This is a genomic window from Bacteroides sp. 224, from assembly GCF_010500995.1.
Lineage (GTDB): Bacteria > Bacteroidota > Bacteroidia > Bacteroidales > Bacteroidaceae > Bacteroides.
On sequence record NZ_QVMK01000002.1, the window covers coordinates 302277 to 320567 of the forward strand.

Genomic DNA, 18291 nt, shown 5'->3' on the forward strand with positions numbered 1-18291 from the left:
AATGTTTCATTGATATTAGTGTATTAGTAAATGTTTCGAGAATTCACCCATCCCTTTGGGACGAAGAATCTTATAATCTATTCTATGCCCTGCTTTTCTTGCTTTTAATCAATCCCTTCACCCCATAAAAGAGGATACGTACAACACTCCAAAAGCCATAAAGCACAAATGTAAATAGAATTATATAGAAAGCAGAGGTTATCAACTCCGTAAAAGATGCACGATAAGTGACAATGGCATAGAGGTGTACTAAATTGGCAATAACAAAACAAATCAGTAAAGTAATCAGCTCTATTTTTTTCCGTCGAGCGGTTATAAGGGTGTCTTTCATACTGCGTCGGGTGTTTTTACGGATTGATGATTCAGGTAATCTATTTTATATTCATCCGGGAAGTAAAGCGTGCGTTCTTCTTCCAATGCCTGATGTCCTAATAGACAAAGCATACTTGCGTAGTAACCTTCTTCTGCAATTCTTTCCGGTTGTTTTTGTGTGATAACGGCTTCTACAAACGCGTCTACCAGCAAAGATGATCCATCCGATTTGGGACGTTCGCCGATGATGAACTCTCCGGTATTCTTATTGGCCGTTTCCGGTGCCCAACTTGTTCCGGCAAAGGGTAGAGAATCGAATACTTTATTCTCCCAGTCATTCACCATTTGCAGAAAGGCCGGTGCGGCAGGTACACTCTCGAAGTAATATTTGCCCTTTTCGGGTTCTATGGTGCCGAGGCTACCCATGATTTGTTCTTCCAATCCATAGAATTTATTGGAGATAACAGAATCGAATGTCATCTTCACACCGTCGTCGAATACATATATACAACTCACATTGTCGTACACTTCCCGACCATCTTTCCAGTAGGTGATGGCACCATTCCCCATTACCTTTTCGGGAAGCTTGCGCAATGCCCAGCTGCCAATTTGAAGTTGATGGCAAGCCAGCTCCGTCATTAGTCCTTTAGAGAATTCTTTATAAAGGCGCCAGTTAATCAAACGTTCCAATCCCGGCGAAGGAACTGAACGCCTCCAATCGCCATTCCTGTACCAGAAGGTACGAATTGCATTGATATCGCCGAAAGTGCCTGCGTGAACCATCTCCATTGTTTTGATGTAGCGAGGATCGAACAGGCGTTGTTGTCCGGTGAAGAATATTTTTCCCGTGCTGCGGTGCTTTTGGTAAATTCGGTAACATTCATCCATAGTGAAGCCGATTGTCTTTTCGCAGAATACATGCTTTCCTGCATCGAAAGCGTCCAACGCAATCTGGCAATGCGAGCTCAGCGGAGTAGCGATGAGTATAGCATCTATCGCTTTATCTTCCAAAAGCTCCCGATAGTCGCCATATACTTTGGCATTCGGTGCAAGTTTCAGTGCTTCATCCACAGAGGGTTTATAAATATCGCACAAAGCAACAATCTCTACCTTCGGATTTTTAACCAGAAAACTCATTAAGAAACGTCCCCTCGAACCGGGACCAATTACTGCCAAACGGCATTTTTCATTAGAGGTATTTACCACCTCCGAGAAAGCAGAAAGCCAAGGACTTGCTGCCATTAAAGTGCCGGCGCCGGCCATTCCTAAATTCTTTAGGAAGTCTCGCCTGCTAATAGATGTAGGTTTCATTCTGGGTATTCTTTAACTTTATTATTTTATCACAGGAGCCTTTTGAAATTCGTAAGAAGGAGATCCCCCTTCTACATAAGGCCATCCGTCTTTATCCCACTTTATTTGGTCTAACAATAAGATTCGTCCCTTTTCCGGAGCTGTTTTGGAGATGCCATGATAAAAAAGCCAATCTTGCCCGGCATCATCCCGGATAATCTGAGAGCCATGACCATTACCCACAAAATGATCGTTTGAACCTATCACCTGCAAATAACCATTTTCCATCATCGACTTACCATTTTTATCTTTGTAAGGTCCCCATACCTTTTTAGAGCGTCCTACTCCTACATGATAGGTACTTTTAAGACCTTCGCAACAGCTTCCTATGGAGGCAAACAGGTAGTAATAATCGCCATGTTTATGCACATAAGCTGCTTCAAAGGCGGTTCCTGCTATTTGTTTCTTCTTTGCTTTAGGCTTTACAGATAAGCCATCGGCCGTTAGTTCTATCACATAGATGCCCCGGAAGCTTCCCCAAACCAGGTAGTTCTTACCTTTGTATTGCAGAAAGCTGGGGTCGATAGAGTTCTGTACGCCTATCTCATTGCTACGAAACAACTTTCCATGATCGGTGAAAGGACCCTGAGGACTATCGGAAGTAGCCACGCCAATTCCACAAGTTTGCTCGCCTCCCCATACCGACATGGCATAGTAGAGCACATATTTATTATTTATGTAATTAATATCCGGTGCCCAGATTCCTCCGCGAGGTTCAAACTTAGGACGGGTTTTATTGGTGAAAGCTGTATTGCAATATGTCCACTGTACCAAGTCTTTAGACTTCATGATAGGAACATTCCGTGTACTCTCGGTAGCATATACATAAAAATAGCCGTCGGCGGCTTTAATCACAGTGGGGTCGGGCATGCCTACCTCTACAACGGGATTCTTGTAATTCATAGAAGGTTTAACCTGTGCTTTGGTTACAGAAAAAAAAGCACTTAATACGAACGCTAAAACGAATAAATTTACTTTCCTTTTCATCAAATTATTCTTTATACTCTTTGTTTAGTTTATGTTAAGTTGAACACAGAGACACGGAGTCACAGAGTTATTAAAAAGAAAACTCTTCGTCTCTGTGTCTTTGTGTCTCTGTGTTCAATTTTCATTTGATCATAATAATATAATTAACTCACAAAATCCTTTGGTAATGCACCAAATTGCTTCTGAAAACATTTAGAAAAATAAGATGGAGAGTTAAATCCTACCATATAGCAGATTTCATTAACCAGATTCTCTCCTTCATTCAATAACTGAGCTGCTTTCTTGAGACGTTCCAGGCGGAGGTACTCATTGGGGCTAAGGTCCAGCACTCCTTTCATTTTCCGATAGAAGTTGGAACGACTCATATTTAAAAGAACTGCCATATCATCCATACTGAATTCCGGATTGGCATAATTCGCCTGAATAACATCATTCAATCTCTTTATAAATTCCTCATCAGCCTTTGTTAAGGCCATAGTATTAGCAGCCACGAAAGGAGACTGTGCAAAAGCCCGGCGCAACTTCTCTCTGTTTTGAATAAGGTTGGAAGCACAAGCCTGCAAATATTCCACAGAGAAAGGTTTTTCAAGATAGGCATCGGCCCCCAACTCCATTCCTTCTATTTTAGATTGAATATTTGTTTTCGCCGTCAGCAATATAACAGGGATATGGCTATAATTCAAATCCGATTTAATAGTCTTGCACAACTCAAAACCATCCATAACAGGCATTACGATGTCACTAATCACCAGATTTACGTAATTGCCATCCAGTACTTTCAATGCCTCCGCACCATTTGTGGCAGTTAGCACTGTATATTCTTTAGACAGTTGACGCACGATAAAAGCAAGCATATCCGGGTTATCTTCTGTTACCAACACGGTGGGGTGGTTATCCCGCTTTTCGGTTTGCTCCACAAAAACTGCATTTGCTATATCTATCTCTACTTCCGGCTCGGGTGTTAGGGTAATGGTGGTATCTTGCACAATGGGTAAGGTTAGGCAGAAAGTATTATTCTCTTCTCCTTCTGCCATAGTCAGTGTTCCTTGGTGCAGCTCGGCCAATGAGCGAGAGAGGGCTAAACCAATTCCTGTTCCGGTAATCACTGTTCCATCCTCTTCGCCATTATAACGAACGAAAGGTTTGAAAATCTCCTCCCTCATTTCATGCGGAACAATCACTCCATCATTCTCTGTCCGGATTCGGAACGAATTATTATTACCAGCTTCCGGAACCTCCAACGATAGGTGCAGATAAGATTCAGCGTATTTCACTCCATTATTCAGTAAGTTGCTGATAATCTTTGTAAATGCCTCGCGGTTAACATGGGCATAAAAGTCTTTCTCCGGCACTTGCAGAGTAAAGTTCAGTCCTTTTTGTTTAGCAAGAGAGGTAAAGCGCAGATGCGTTTCTTTCAATACTTCTGTTATATTACATTTCGCAAAGTTCAATCGGAATCCCTGACTTTCTGTTTTACGGAAGTCGAGCAATTGGTTTGTCAGATTCAGCAACCGCTCTGTGTTTTGCTCCATAACCTTTAAGTCTTCGCGTGTTTCCGCATCAACCTGTTTCTTTAATATGATATTCTCCAACGGACCTTTAATCAGTGTTAACGGAGTACGTATCTCATGAGCCACATTCGTAAAGAAATCAATTTTAGCATGATACACTTCGCGTTCCTTTTCTTGCTCAAACTTCTCCATTTGCCTGCGATGCTTGTTGTTGCTGCGTCTTTTAAAATAGATCACGGCATACAAAGAACAACCAATAATCAACAAAGCATATATGCAATACGCCCAAACCGAAAGATAGAAAGGAGGAAGAATATGTACTTTCAACGACACTCCGTTTTCATTCCAAACCCCATCTCCATTAGATACTTTAACCCGAAACGTATAATTACCATATCGCAGGTTGGAGTAAGTAATAATGGGACTTTCTCCAATCGTTAGCCAATCTTCGTCAAAGCCAACCAGTTTATACATAATCCGGTTCATATTCGGCGCCTGAAAATTCAATGCTGCCACCCGGAAAGAGAAAGAGTTCTGATTAGATTGAAGAACCAGTTCGTCGGAAACGGTAATACTCTTTTTTAATGGAGATCCCGGATCATCAACATATACTTCTTTTCCAAACAGCAGAAAATCGGTAATGACGATAGAGGGTTGCGACTTGTTCTCCGAAAAGTTCTTGGGGTTAAAAGCTACAAAGCCGTCGATGCTTCCCAAATAAATGGTACCATCTTCTGCCATAAAGCTTGAACGATAATTAAACTGATCGCCTAACAAGCCATTGGAGGTAGTATATACTTTCATGGCTCCGGTGTTAGGCTGAAAACATACCAAGCCATTATTGGTGGTCAGCCAAAAGAGCCCATCCTTATCTTCTACTATCTGATAAACAACATCATTGGGTAATCCGGCGGCTAAGCTGTAGCATGTAAAGGTTTCCGTTTCCTGATGAAAGCGGCAAAAGCCTCCTCCTTGTGTAGTCAGCCAGATTTGCCGGTGAGAATCTTCAAAAACACTTAATATCTTATCATACGGAAGGCTGTTCGGGTCATCGTCTTCATGCAAATAGTTTTTCCATTTCTTCTCACTTACATTATAGCAATAAACACCATTTGCATAAGTAGCCAGCCAGATGTTTCCTCTTGAATCCTCTTTTATATCGTACACAAAACGACCATTCAGTTCCGTTATCTGGTCAAAATCGTCGGATTGCTTGTTATAACACAACAAACCGAACAAAGTGCCCAAATAGACATCTCCTGTAGTAGTTCGGCAAATGGAGAAAACACTATTATCGTTCAGTGAGCGAGGCGAATCTGTTTTCTGGTATGTTTTCACAATAGCTCCGGTGCGTGTATCTACTACCTTCACCCCTTTCGAGAAAGTTCCTACCCACAGGTTATCGCCCACCATGCATAAGCCGTGTACATTGGTAAAGGCGCTACTTGGTTCAAAGAAAGAGAAAGTTCTGGTTTTAGGGTTGAAACGATTCAATCCGCCATCTTCCGTACCAATCCACAGAGTGCCCTGATTATCCATGCAAAACTCACGTACCCGCTTTCCGTGCAAGCCATTTTCTGTTCCCTTCGGGTAGTATTTATCGAATTTTGTATAGAAGCGAGGATAATAATTTACGCCACCAAAATAAGAGCCAATCCAAACACCTCCTTCGCGATCTTTACACAATGAATAGATTGCATTATCCGATAGGGAATAAGGGTCGTTAATTGAGCTACGCAAATGTACATACTTACCTGTACGGAGATTATAGATGTAAAGGCCGGACTCTGTTCCAATCCACAATTCATGATCGGAAGCAATTAGCAACTCACGGCAAAATACAGATTCCCCGGATTCATCTACCGAAAGTAAATCGCTCAATTTATTGGAAGTGAGATTTAGCTCTTTTACTCCCCCTTTGGAAGAGCCTACATACAGACAGTTATATGCTCCTTTTACCAAGCATATCACCGCATCATTTGCATAAATTTGTTTATTATCTACCGGAGAAAGATAGGGATGAAGCGTTTTTAAACGATCTTTCGAATAGAAAAGTCCATCGCCATAGCAGCCTATCCAAAGTGTTCCGCTATTGTCGAAAACAAATGTTTGAATATTGGTGGTAAGAAAAGAAAAGTCCTCTAATGTATGGTTATGAAGTTCTCCTGTTTCCAACTCATAGCAGAATAACCCTTGCGACTCTACTGCAACCCATACACAGCCCTGATTGTCTCCGGAGATGGCAGTTACAGTATGCTCTATCTTGGTATTCTCCATACTCAACTCTGTAAAATGCCAGAAGGAATCTTTCTCCGGATCATATACATAAAGCCCTACATCGGTGCCTACCCAGATTTTTCCTTTTGCATCTTCATAGAGTGCTGTAATGAAGTTATTGCCAATGCTCCGTTGGCTGCGGTCGTCGTGCTTGAACTTACGAAACGACAAGCCATCATATCTATTCAATCCATCTTTGGTGCCAAACCACATAAAACCCTGCTTATCTTGCAAGATTGTATTTACCGTATTCTGGGATAATCCGTTTTGTACACTTAAGTTTTTGAAATAATAATGCTCATCCCCCACTTGTGCGTGGCAGATTATCTGGCAACAAATAAAAGACATTAATAGTAGCAGCGTCTTCTTCATACTACGTGTATTCCGGTTTCGATTTGAGTTACCAAATGTAGGCAAAAGAAGGGCATAAAAATAGAAAATGCGTCCCAATGAATGAAAGAATAGTCTCTTTTAGTGAAGAGTGAAGAGTGAAAAGATTTTGCTATTCACTTTTCACTATTCACTCTTCACTTTTATCTATTAACTATTATTTCCTCACTGCTTCCACCTCATCCGGTGTAATTGGCACATAGCTTCCTAAACGGCGAGAGCCATCTGCTGTAATCAGATAGTCTTCTTCGTTTCTGATGCCGCCAAAGTCTTTGTAGGTTTCCATCAAATCATAGTTGAGGAAGTCCATGAATTTCTTTTCGGCTTTCCATTTATCCATCAATTCGGGAATAAAATAGATACCGGGTTCTACGGTCAATACAAAACCGGCCTCCAATGTACGTCCCAAACGAAGAGACTTGCGCCCGAATTGGGTACTTCTTGGCTGCCCGTCATAGCCAACCCAGGTTTCGCCAAGGTTCTCCATGTCATGCACATCAAGTCCCATCATGTGGCCTAACCCATGCGGATAGAACATCGCATAAGCGCCTTCTCTTAGGGCATCCTCTACATTTCCTTTCATTAAGCCCAAGCCTTTTAAGCCTTCTATCATCACGCGGGCAGATTGCTCATATACTTCCATATAAGTAATTCCGGGGCGCAATGCTTTTACTGATGCGTGATGCATGGCGTTTTGTATTTCAATTACTTCGCGTTGGCGAGTCGTAAAAGTTTTATCTGCCGGGAAAGTAGACGACATGTCTCCTGCATACCCCATTTCTGTTTCGGCTCCTGCATCTATAAGGAACAAATCGCCCGATTTCACCGTATTTCCATGATAGTGATTATGCAATGTTTGTCCATTGACAGTAGCAATAGTAGGGAAAGAAAGAGCGCCACCTTTAGATAAAGCAATGGCTTCCATAGCACCGGCTATTTCATATTCCTTCATGCCGGGGCGAAGCATCTTTATAGCAGCAATATGCATTTCGGCAGTAATATCACAAGCTTTCTCTATTTCTACAATTTCCTCGGCGGTTTTGTAGTTTCTTTGGTTTACAACTGCCCGGATAAAAGGCACGGAAGCTTCTTGCTTGGCAAAAGGTATATTCAGCCATTCGAGTAGTTTAATTTGATGTTCCGGACGATAAGGAGGCAAATAATGAATAGCCTGTCCTTTTGCTGCTGCCTTTTGCAAATAATCTGTCAGAGTAGCAGCAGGAAGCGTATGCATCACCCCTACCCGTTCGCTTTTCTCTTTTAAGGTAGGTTGAACCCCCATCCATACGATGGAATCGATGGTAAGTTCATCTCCAAAGATGATTTCTTTATCTTCATCAATATCAATTACAGCCGAAAGCCCGGCAAATGATAGCCCGAAGTAATATAAAAAAGTAGAATCCTGACGATAACGGTAAGTGTTATCAGCATAGTTCATCCCCGTTTCATCATTGCCTAAAAACAATAGAAGACCGGAGCCTAACGTTTTTTTCAATTGCGCTCTGCGCTGAATATATGTTTCTTTGTTAAACATAAGGGTTAGTTTATAAGGTTTATAGAATAGTGACAAACTTACATAAAAATCTCCTATTTATAAAGGAGTTGGGTAAAAATAAGCATCTTTTAGTAAGTGGCATCCAAAGGTATATATACCTAAGCATCCTAAAAGTACAAGCCTAAGATTAACATATCATATACTTATTTCCAAGTATGCTAATTAGGAATCTCAATTTAAATAATTACATTTGTACCACCAAACCGAACAATTTATAATATGGTACAAGGTTCTCGTCAGATACAGTCGCAAAGCCAGCAACAGGTACAGACGCTTTCACCGCAACAAATTCTGGTAGTAAAACTACTTGAACTGCCTGCTGTTGAACTGGAAGACCGTATACATGCCGAATTATTAGAAAACCCTGCCCTTGAGGAAGGAAAAGATGATACTTCCGACAACATATCCGACAGCGAAGATATACCCGGCGAAGGAACGGAAGACAATGTTGAATATGATTCGCTCAATGATTATTTAACAGAAGATGATATACCCGATTATAAACTACAAGAGCGAAACCACTCTAAAGATGAGAAAGCAGAAGACATTCCTTTCTCGGACACGACTTCTTTTTATGAGCTTTTAAAGCAACAACTTAATGAGCTCAACCTCGATGAACACCAACGTGAACTAACCGAATATCTAATCGGTTCTTTAGATGACGACGGCCTGCTCCGTAAATCTCTTGAGAGCATAAGCGATGAGTTAGCCATCTATGTAGGTATTAATGCCACGGAACAGGAATTAGAAGACTGTTTGAAAATTATACAGGATTTTGATCCTCCCGGCTTGGGGGCACGCGACTTGCAAGAGTGTTTATTAATACAAATTAAGCACAAAGAGAACACTCCACTCCGGCAAATACAGCAAGATATTATCAAAAAATGTTATGAGGAATTTACTCGTAAGCATTGGGATAAGATTAAGCAAAAGCTCAACCTTAGCGACGAAGATTTTGAAAAGGCCATTAACGAGATAACTAAGCTAAATCCGCGTCCGGGAAGTTCCATGGGCGAAGTTGTCGGTCGAAGCATGCATCAAATCATTCCGGACTTTATCGTGGAAACAATGGATGATAATTCCATCACGATTAACCTGAACAACCGGAACATACCGGAACTACGCATGAACCGCGATTTCAGGGATATGCTTGAGGAACATACCAAAAACAGAAGCAATCAATCGAAGGAATCGAAAGATGCCATGATGTTTCTGAAACAGAAAATTGATGCCGCACAAGGTTTCATTGATGCCGTAAAGCAACGGCAAAATACGCTGATGACCACCATGCAGGCTATCGTTGATTTGCAACGCCCCTTCTTTCTGGAAGGAGATGAATCATTGCTTCGCCCCATGATACTGAAAGATGTAGCAGAGCGCACCGGACTGGATATATCTACCATATCTCGTGTAAGCAACAGCAAATATGCGCAAACCAATTATGGTATTTATTCTCTTAAATTCTTCTTTAGCGATGGTTATGTAACGGAAGACGGAGAAGAGCTCTCCGTACGGGAAATTAAAAAGATACTCAAAGAGTGTATTGATAAAGAGAACAAGAAAAAGCCCCTCACCGACGAGGAACTGACTGATATACTAAAAGAAAAAGGCTACCCGATAGCGCGCCGTACTGTGGCTAAATATCGTCAGCAACTAAATATTCCGGTGGCACGATTAAGGAAGTAACTAATTATATAAATATTCAAATTCAGACATCATAATGGAAAAAGAATCCAAGGTTGAAAAAATACTTATCAAAACATCTAAGGTCATTTCGGGGGTATTTACTCCTTTTATCATTCCTTCTGCGGCATTTCTTTTTCTGTTTCTTTTTTCTTATCTACGTATAATGCCACTTCAATACAAGTTGGTTGTACTGGGCATTGTATATTGTTTCACCGTTCTGCTTCCCGTAGTTGTTATTTTTGTATACGGAAGAATCAATGGGCTCTCTCTGCAAGAACTTAGCGACCGCAAAAAGAGGCTTATACCTTATCTGTTAGCCATCATCTCTTATGTGTTTTGTACAGTAATGATGTACCGGCTGAATATACCTTCTTATATGACCGGTATTATATTGACTTCTCTTATTGTTATGGTTGTGTTTACCATTATAAATTTTAAATGGAAGTTAAGTGCACACTTAGGTGGCATGGGGATAGCGGTTGGCTGCATTGTTTCTTTCAGCGCGCTATTCGGATACAATCCGGTATGGTGGCTCTCGCTCATTATTCTGATAACCGGCTTAGTAGGCTCTGCACGGATCATTTTAAATCAACATAGTTTAAGCGAGACTCTGAGCGGCTTTACCGTTGGGCTTATCTGCTCTTTATTAGTATTGCATCCGGCATGCAATTTCTACTTTAGATATCTTCTTTTTTAATTATATTAACCCCCTAAATTTATTTATTATGAACATTCCAAATGAATTGAAGTACACCAAAGAACATGAATGGGTACGCGTAGAAGGAGAGATAGCTTATATCGGCATCACAGATTATGCCCAAAATCAATTAGGCGACATCGTGTTTGTTGATATAAACACAGTAGGCGAAACATTAGATGCAGGAGAGGTATTCGGTACTATCGAGGTAGTGAAAACCATTTCTGATCTCTTCCTTCCTATAAGTGGTGAGGTTCTGGAGGTGAACGATACACTGGAAGCAGCCCCCGAACTGGTAAATAAAGATCCTTATGGAGAAGGATGGATTATTAAACTGAAACCTGCTGACTTGTCGCAATTAGACACTCTACTGGACGCTGAAGGCTATAAAGAAATTGTAAACGAATAATATGAACCCAATTGTAAGTATCATCATGGGAAGCACTTCCGATCTTCCCGTGATGGAAAAAGCAGCACAACTGCTGAATGAATTAGAAGTTCCGTTCGAAATGAACGCATTATCTGCTCACCGTACACCGGAAGCAGTGGAAGAGTTTGCCAAGAATGCTCACAAACGTGGCATTAAGGTTATCATTGCCGCAGCAGGAATGGCCGCTCACCTCCCCGGGGTGATTGCCGCCTCTACCCCACTGCCCGTAATAGGTGTGCCCATCAAATCATCTCTTGATGGCATGGATGCCCTTTTAGCTATCGTACAAATGCCTCCGGGTATCCCTGTAGCTACCGTAGGCATTAATGGCGCGCTGAATGCTGCTATTCTGGCGGTACAAATGCTTTCGCTGGGAAATAAGGAACTGGAAGGAAAGTTCATTGCTTACAAGGAAAGTTTAAAAAAGAAAATCGTTCAGGCAAACGAAGAACTTAAAGAGGTGAAGTATCCGTTTAAAACAAATTAAGAAGCCTCTTCCATCATGAAACATTCAGATATCAGTTCCCTCTCTTTCGGAGAGGGACGGGGAGAGCCTTTCAACTATTCCCGTCGCAAAACCTCCGTCGTACACATTGGCGGCACTCCTTTAGGTGGCGAATTTCCTATTCGCCTGCAATCTATGACCAATACCTCCACACAAGACACGGAGGCATGTGTAATACAAGCCAAACGCATTGTTGATGCAGGAGGCGAATATGTACGCCTAACCACCCAAGGCATAAAAGAAGCCGAGAATATGATGAATATTAATATCGGTTTAAGGCAAGATGGCTACATGGTTCCTTTGGTAGCAGATGTGCATTTCAACCCTAAAGTAGCAGATGTGGCAGCACTCTACGCCGAGAAAGTACGTGTTAACCCGGGCAATTATGCGCAGGATATAGAGAAGATTCGCGCTCACTTTATCCCTTTTCTGAATATCTGTAAAGAGAACCACACTGCTATCCGCATTGGGGTAAATCATGGTTCACTCTCCGAGCGCATCATGGATAAATACGGCGATACTCCCGAAGGCATGGTAGAATCGTGCATGGAGTTTCTACGCATCTGTGTAGAGCAGAACTTTATGAATGTAGTTATTTCCATCAAAGCTTCCAACACCGTGGTAATGGTGAGAACTGTTCGACTGCTTGCCGAAGTGATGGAGAAAGAGGGTATGCAGTTTCCGCTCCACTTAGGAGTAACCGAAGCCGGAGACGGAGAAGACGGACGTATCAAATCGGCTTTAGGCATCGGTGCTTTGCTGACCGATGGCTTGGGAGACACTGTTCGCGTATCACTCAGCGAAGAGCCGGAAATGGAGATTCCCGTAGCCCGCAAATTAGTTGACTACATTACACAGCGGAAAGATCATCCCTTTATTCCGGGAATAACTGCGCCGGATTTTAACTACCTCGCTCCTACCCGCAGAAAGACTCACGCAGTTCTTAATATCGGAGGAGATCATCTACCGGTGGTAGTAGCCCAACAGATAGAAGGAGATAGAGAAACCAATAAGCAATTCACTCCCGACTACATTTACAGCGGTCGTTCCCTCCCCTCTGTTTTAGAAGAAAAGAGTGAGTACATCCTCGATGCCGACATCTGGCAAGGCGAAGCACACTCCTGGCCTGCCTTTAGCTACACACACTTAGATGCTCTCGAAACCTGTGATGCTAAACTTAAATTCCTGTTCATGCCCTATATGGCATTAACCGACGAGGTAATAGAGTGCCTGAAAAAGCATCCGGAAATCGTATTGTTTTCTCAAAGCAATCATCCTAACCGTACGGGCGAACACCGCGCCTTAGTACACCAGCTAATGGCAGAAGGCATTACCAACCCTGTAATCTTCTTCCAGCACTATGCCGAAGATGAAGCGGAAGACTTTCAGATAAAAGCAGCCGCCGACATGGGAGCATTGATTTTCGATGGATTCTGCGATGGCATCTTCCTCTTTAACCAAGGCAGCTTACACCACACGGTAATTGAAGCTACTGCTTTTGGCATTTTACAGGCCGGGCGTATTCGCACAAGTAAAACGGAGTATATATCCTGTCCGGGATGCGGAAGAACGCTATTTAACTTACAGGAAACCATTGCCCGCGTTAAAGCCGCCACCTCTCATTTAACGGGACTCAAAATTGGCATTATGGGCTGCATAGTGAATGGCCCCGGCGAAATGGCCGATGCCGATTATGGATATGTAGGAGCCGGAAGAGGGAAAATCAGTTTGTATAAGCGTAAGGAATGTATTGAGAAGAATATACCGGAGAAAGAAGCGGTAGACAGATTGATTGAGCTGATCAGGAAAAATGGAGATTATACAGAATAAAAAGTAAATGTGTCAAAAGTCCCAATTAATGATAAAATACGATTTGAACACAGAGACACGGAGTCACAGAGTCTCTCATTTTTAGCGAGTTAAATTCTCTGCGCCTTTGTGTCTCTGTGTTCAAATCATAAATAATATCATTTTGACACACCTTCTTCTTTCCCTGCCACAGACAGGATGTCTTTATATTTTTCCGGATTGGTTAGCACCTTCACAGCCTCTTTTAACTCATTATCATTTTTAAGCTGTTGAATAATGCTTCCGCGTTGGTAATAATAACGTTTCACGATCTCTACGGAAAGTATCATCTTTATATCATCTGCAAAGTAAGTCAGGTCGTGATCCAGGTTATGCGTAAGTTTCTTTTCGAGAGCTTCAAATTCGGCAGAGGCTCCTTCCAGATAACCTTCAAATTCGGCAGCATCTTTTAAGGTCTTTAATAGTTTCCCGCTTTGCTGATCGTATTTAAAATCGGCAGCTTTTACCATCTCCTTAAACTCATTATAATCTGCATCGGTCAGCGCAAACTCTTTTGCCGGGGCGATGGTTGGATGTTTCAGGCAATACTGGGTTGCATAGTCGAAGAACAGGTTATCGTTCAACAAATAAAACAGTATATTGGGAGCTTTTTCCGGCTCAACAGCAATATCGGGAGAGATGCCTCCTCCATCACGCACTTCACGCCCGATGGCTGTATGATAAACGGTGGTCAGGCTATCGGGGATACGTCCTACACTTCCGTCTTCATTTCTGTGTTTATAGTCAATGGCTTGCACACAGCGTCCGCTGGGGATGTAATATTTAGAGGTAGTTACTTTCAAAGTTCCTCCGTAAGGTAACGGGCGAGGTACCTGCACCAGTCCTTTTCCAAAGGTACGGGTTCCTACAATGACAGCACGGTCTAAATCTTGCAAGGCACCGGCAAGTATCTCCGACGAAGAAGCCGTACCGCTATTTACCAATACGGCAATAGGTATCTCAACGTCCAATGGTTCGCGACGCGTTTTATATGTACTGCTTGCTTGTTTTATTTTTCCTTTGGTAGTAACTATCACTTTATCGCGGGGAACGAAGAAGTTCACTATCTCTATGGCTTCATCCAATAAGCCTCCACCATTATTACGGAGGTCTATAACCAGAGAAGATATATTGTGTTCTTTCTTAAGCTCTGTAAATACCTTCTTAAACTCTTTGGATGGATTTCCTGAAAAACTACTCAAATTGATATAGCCAATACCATCTTCTAATGCTCCATAATAGGGCACTGTAGGCAACTGAATAGATTTACGTACAATATCAAACTCCAATGGTTTCTTTACACCGGGACGCTCTACTTTTAGCTTGAAGCTGGTGTTTACTTGTCCGCGCAGCAAATCGCTAACCTGTGCATTATTTTTCCCATACAAGTCTTCTCCGTCTATCTCCATCAATATATCGCCCACTTTAAGACCTGTAGTAGCAGCCGGCATTCCTTCATAAGGTTCTGCTATTACAGAGCGCTTTCTTTTGGAATCATAAGAAATAATAGAGCCAATGCCTCCATAAGTTCCTTTAATCATTTGTTCCAACTCACTCTGGTCTTCTTCGGGGTAATAGTCGGTATAGGGGTCCAAAGACATCAACATGGCATCGATACCCGTGCGAATTGTTTTATTAGGGTCAATGGTATCTACATAAAACATATCCAACTCTCTTACAATGGAATTGAAGAGATCTATATTCTTAGCTAATTGAAAAGTACGGTTGTTACTCTTCAGAAAGCCGAAAAAGGCAAAGCCCGATACCAATATAGAAAGTATGATTATTGTGCGCTTATTCAAGAATCTTTTCATAATGTAGTTAAATTATTGGTATAAAATTAGTCATTGTATAAGCTATTCTGCCAATACTTCATCAATATTTAACTTTATTTCATTCCAACGGTCGGCAGGAATCTGCGCTCCCACGGTCTGTATAACATTTCCCGCCAGAATAGAACCTATTTTAGCACATTTCTCCAGCGAGTAACCGCCTGTTAATCCATAAAGGAATCCGGAGGCAAAACAATCACCGGCTCCGGTGGTATCTACTACTTTCTTTACCGGCATGGCTTGCACATGAACCACCTCTGTGCCTTTACGTATATACGAGCCTTGTGCACCCACTTTTACGATAGCAACGCTACACATCTTCGCTAATACATCCAGTGCTTCGTTCGGTTCTTTTCCGGTAAATGCTTTTGCCTCTTCTTCATTGGCAAACAGAATATCTACATACTTGTTGACTAATAGCCCAAAGAATTCTTTTTCTGCTTCCACAACGTTGTAGCTGGCCATATCCAAACATACTTGCAAGCCGGCTTCTTTGGCCAGTTCAATTGCTCTAAGAATCATATCATGATCTTGAACCAAATACCCTTCGATATAGAGATAAGTATATCCTTTAAACATTTCTAACGAGAGTTCCTCCGCTTTCAGTGTAGCAGCAGCCCCCAGGTAGGTTCCGAAAGTTCGTTCTCCATCCGGAGATATAAAGGCAGAAGCAATGCCCGACGGCAAACTACTTAATTGCAATTTGTCTTCGATTCCATGTTTCTCCAGGCTCTTTTTAAAGAACGCTCCATATTCATCATTTCCTATTTTTCCGATAAACCCTGTAGATGCTCCCATACAAGCTAAAGCATGAATGGTATTCCCGGCTGCTCCTCCGGTAGCCAAATAGGTTTTCATTTTGATAAACTGATTGTTTATCTTTTGTAGTTTGGGTTCATCTATCAGCTGCATACTTCCTTTCGGCAAGTCCATTTCTTTAAGTAGTGCATCATCTTGTAAAGTAGCCAACACATCAACAAGGGCATTCCCTATTCCTACAATTTTATCCATTTCTATATTTTTTTCTGCAAAGATATTGCATATTTCAAAATATCCTATTACTTTTGCAACGCATTTGAGGAAAACATTCTTCCTTAGCTCAGTCGGTTAGAGCATCTGACTGTTAATCAGAGGGTCCTTGGTTCAAGTCCAAGAGGGAGAGCAAAGAAACTCAAATGCAATATTCTTCCTTAGCTCAGTCGGTTAGAGCATCTGACTGTTAATCAGAGGGTCCTTGGTTCAAGTCCAAGAGGGAGAGCAAAAGAAAAGCCAGCAGAGATGTTGGCTTTTTTGTTTTTAGGATTATATTTGTGGATACTAATAAAGGAATAGCATGATACAAGATATAAAAATAGAACGATTTAGAGGCTTCTCACAATTAAATATGTTAGATTGTGCACAATTCAATCTGATTCTGGGAGAGAATAACAGCGGAAAGTCTTCTTTATTAGAAGCTATACTCCTATTAAGTGGTCCAAACAATCCGACTTTAAACACTTTAATCAATGCTATCCGAGGCTGGCAGGCAAAAGATAAAGATGAGGCAAAAATTATATTTTATGCCGAAGATGCCTCACAGCCCATCACTCTGTGGATGCAAACAGAAACAGGCGAATCGAGAAAGATGGAAATCAACCTACTCCATCAAGCAGAAGAGGTTATCAATATAGATAAAATAAGAGATGTTCCTGCCAGCAACCAGTCAAAAGAGGCCTACAAATACGCGATTAATACAACTCTTTCGGATAACACAAAGCAATCTGCCATACATTCTGAACTAACATTCGATCCTATTAATAAAAAAATAATAGCGAAAGGCGACGAATCCTACACAGAGCTTTTAGCTGCAAATTATCTTCCACCCGTAATCGGTTTCACAAATGACATGCAAGGCTTCGACAAAATGGTTGAACAGAAAGAGAAGCATATTCTCATAGAAGCTTTACAGTTCTTGGAGCCTAACCTAAAAGATATAGCCAAAATAAAAGATCGGATTTGGGTAGACTTAGGCTACGAGCAAATGCTTCCTTCCAATGTATTAGGAGATGGATTTCGGAAAGTTATGTCATTAATCACTCAAGTATATAATTCTCAAAACGGCATTCTACTCATCGACGAGATTGACAATGGCATGCATTTCAAGTCATTGAAGTTAATGTGGAAGTCTTTACTTAAAGTAGCAGAATCATACCATGTACAAATATTTGCCACATCGCACAATATCGACTCCATACAGGCATACAATCAAGTATTAGAAGAATCCGACTTGGCAAGCTGCCAAGATAAAGCACGTATTTTTGCATTGAGAAAGTTGCCAGACAACCACCCTAAAACATACAAATACACATACAAACAATTCAACTATTTAATAAATGAAGAAATTGAATTGAGATGATATATATTTATATAGAAAGCGGAATTAAACACACCCAAACCACCAGCGCGTACTCCATTCCTTTGAAGCCTTCGAAAAGTCTATTGATGGATATAACAAGGCTGCAACTGCGCCTATTTATCATACTCCAAATCAGAAAAACAAGATCTACACTTATATAAGCTCAATTATAAAAACCAAACAAGAAGAGAAAGATTTCCCCTATGGATATTGGGCTTTTAATAATAACTCCTATTGGAACTTGGATAGTAGTTACTTAAAAGGATTACGTGATTTTTTAGCAAAATGCTGTGAATGGCAAATATCTGAAAAGCAAAATGATTAGGTCGGACCAAACGAAGCATTAGGTCGGACCTTTTGCTTCGTTAGGTCCGACCTTTTGAGGTGTTTGGTCAGAGCTAATTTTAGAGAGGCTTCTTGACTTATACTGAAAGTGGTTGTCATTTTTTGCTGCTTGTTACTAAACCGGTTGTCACAATATCTTTTTTTCTTCTAAACTGGTTGTCATTCATAACT

General features: G+C 41.3%; 13 protein-coding genes and 2 tRNA genes. 8 read left to right on the plus strand and 7 right to left on the minus strand.

Annotated features, from left to right (window positions below; all coding sequences use genetic code 11):
• Positions 1–82: 82 nt before the first annotated feature.
• The 5 genes from D0T60_RS02580 to D0T60_RS02600 form a co-directional block, all read right to left on the minus strand.
• Entirely contained in the window at positions 83–331 is a 249-nt protein-coding gene (locus D0T60_RS02580; RefSeq protein WP_163216578.1) for a hypothetical protein, read from the minus strand.
• Positions 328–1623 carry a Gfo/Idh/MocA family oxidoreductase gene (locus D0T60_RS02585; RefSeq protein ID WP_163216579.1) on the minus strand — a complete coding sequence of 432 codons (1296 nt, stop codon included), beginning with the start codon at positions 1621–1623 and terminating at the stop codon, positions 328–330. Before D0T60_RS02585 ends, D0T60_RS02580 begins: the two co-directional genes overlap by 4 nt.
• Positions 1624–1644: 21 nt before the next feature.
• Positions 1645–2649, minus strand: a complete 1005-nt coding sequence (locus D0T60_RS02590) for a family 43 glycosylhydrolase (RefSeq protein ID WP_163216580.1) — start codon at positions 2647–2649, stop codon at positions 1645–1647.
• 143 nt (positions 2650–2792) lie between these two features.
• Positions 2793–6809, minus strand: a complete 4017-nt coding sequence (locus tag D0T60_RS02595; protein ID WP_163216581.1) for a hybrid sensor histidine kinase/response regulator transcription factor — start codon at positions 6807–6809, stop codon at positions 2793–2795.
• A gap of 175 nt (positions 6810–6984) precedes the next feature.
• Entirely contained in the window at positions 6985–8361 is a 1377-nt protein-coding gene (locus D0T60_RS02600; protein WP_163216582.1) for an aminopeptidase P family protein, read from the minus strand.
• A gap of 240 nt (positions 8362–8601) precedes the next feature.
• Between D0T60_RS02600 and rpoN the strand changes: the two genes are divergently transcribed.
• Genes rpoN through D0T60_RS02625 form a run of 5 tightly spaced genes read left to right on the plus strand, consistent with a single transcriptional unit; the run spans position 8602 to position 13530 of the window.
• On the plus strand, positions 8602–10068 hold the full coding sequence (gene rpoN / locus D0T60_RS02605) for an RNA polymerase factor sigma-54 (protein WP_163216583.1): 1467 nt from the start codon (positions 8602–8604) through the stop codon (positions 10066–10068).
• Between the two features lie 34 nt (positions 10069–10102).
• Complete coding sequence (locus D0T60_RS02610) at positions 10103–10765, plus strand: hypothetical protein (RefSeq protein WP_163216584.1); 663 nt, start codon at positions 10103–10105, stop codon at positions 10763–10765.
• A gap of 28 nt (positions 10766–10793) precedes the next feature.
• On the plus strand, positions 10794–11174 hold the full coding sequence (gcvH, locus tag D0T60_RS02615; RefSeq protein ID WP_163216585.1) for a glycine cleavage system protein GcvH: 381 nt from the start codon (positions 10794–10796) through the stop codon (positions 11172–11174).
• A gap of 1 nt (position 11175) precedes the next feature.
• Positions 11176–11682, plus strand: a complete 507-nt coding sequence (purE, locus tag D0T60_RS02620; RefSeq protein WP_163216586.1) for a 5-(carboxyamino)imidazole ribonucleotide mutase — start codon at positions 11176–11178, stop codon at positions 11680–11682.
• 15 nt (positions 11683–11697) lie between these two features.
• Entirely contained in the window at positions 11698–13530 is a 1833-nt protein-coding gene (locus D0T60_RS02625) for a 4-hydroxy-3-methylbut-2-en-1-yl diphosphate synthase (protein ID WP_163216587.1), read from the plus strand.
• A 137-nt stretch (positions 13531–13667) separates the two neighbouring features.
• On the opposite strand, the gene D0T60_RS02630 is transcribed toward D0T60_RS02625, so the two are convergent.
• On the minus strand, positions 13668–15362 hold the full coding sequence (locus tag D0T60_RS02630; RefSeq protein WP_163216588.1) for a S41 family peptidase: 1695 nt from the start codon (positions 15360–15362) through the stop codon (positions 13668–13670).
• A 42-nt stretch (positions 15363–15404) separates the two neighbouring features.
• Positions 15405–16391, minus strand: coding sequence for an adenosine kinase (locus D0T60_RS02635; protein WP_163216589.1), 987 nt, complete (start codon positions 16389–16391; stop codon positions 15405–15407).
• A gap of 77 nt (positions 16392–16468) precedes the next feature.
• Here D0T60_RS02635 and D0T60_RS02640 point away from each other — a divergent pair.
• The 3 genes from D0T60_RS02640 to D0T60_RS02650 all read left to right on the plus strand — a co-directional run bounded on the left by D0T60_RS02640 (position 16469) and on the right by D0T60_RS02650 (position 17775).
• Positions 16469–16542, plus strand: a tRNA-Asn gene (locus D0T60_RS02640).
• Between the two features lie 22 nt (positions 16543–16564).
• Positions 16565–16638, plus strand: a tRNA-Asn gene (locus D0T60_RS02645).
• A gap of 75 nt (positions 16639–16713) precedes the next feature.
• Positions 16714–17775 carry an ATP/GTP-binding protein gene (locus D0T60_RS02650; RefSeq protein ID WP_163216590.1) on the plus strand — a complete coding sequence of 354 codons (1062 nt, stop codon included), beginning with the start codon at positions 16714–16716 and terminating at the stop codon, positions 17773–17775.
• The last annotated feature ends 516 nt before the right edge of the window (positions 17776–18291 follow it).

Bases quoted from the DNA above. Each gene is read 5' to 3' on its own strand.
- D0T60_RS02580 (WP_163216578.1), bottom strand. From the start codon at position 331: ATGAAAGACACCCTTATAACCGCTCGACGGAAAAAAATAGAGCTGATT.
- D0T60_RS02585 (WP_163216579.1), bottom strand. From the start codon at position 1,623: ATGAAACCTACATCTATTAGCAGGCGAGACTTCCTAAAGAATTTAGGA.
- D0T60_RS02590 (WP_163216580.1), bottom strand. From the start codon at position 2,649: ATGAAAAGGAAAGTAAATTTATTCGTTTTAGCGTTCGTATTAAGTGCT.
- D0T60_RS02595 (WP_163216581.1), bottom strand. From the start codon at position 6,809: ATGAAGAAGACGCTGCTACTATTAATGTCTTTTATTTGTTGCCAGATA.
- D0T60_RS02600 (WP_163216582.1), bottom strand. From the start codon at position 8,361: ATGTTTAACAAAGAAACATATATTCAGCGCAGAGCGCAATTGAAAAAA.
- rpoN (WP_163216583.1), top strand. From the start codon at position 8,602: ATGGTACAAGGTTCTCGTCAGATACAGTCGCAAAGCCAGCAACAGGTA.
- D0T60_RS02610 (WP_163216584.1), top strand. From the start codon at position 10,103: ATGGAAAAAGAATCCAAGGTTGAAAAAATACTTATCAAAACATCTAAG.
- gcvH (WP_163216585.1), top strand. From the start codon at position 10,794: ATGAACATTCCAAATGAATTGAAGTACACCAAAGAACATGAATGGGTA.
- purE (WP_163216586.1), top strand. From the start codon at position 11,176: ATGAACCCAATTGTAAGTATCATCATGGGAAGCACTTCCGATCTTCCC.
- D0T60_RS02625 (WP_163216587.1), top strand. From the start codon at position 11,698: ATGAAACATTCAGATATCAGTTCCCTCTCTTTCGGAGAGGGACGGGGA.
- D0T60_RS02630 (WP_163216588.1), bottom strand. From the start codon at position 15,362: ATGAAAAGATTCTTGAATAAGCGCACAATAATCATACTTTCTATATTG.
- D0T60_RS02635 (WP_163216589.1), bottom strand. From the start codon at position 16,391: ATGGATAAAATTGTAGGAATAGGGAATGCCCTTGTTGATGTGTTGGCT.
- D0T60_RS02650 (WP_163216590.1), top strand. From the start codon at position 16,714: ATGATACAAGATATAAAAATAGAACGATTTAGAGGCTTCTCACAATTA.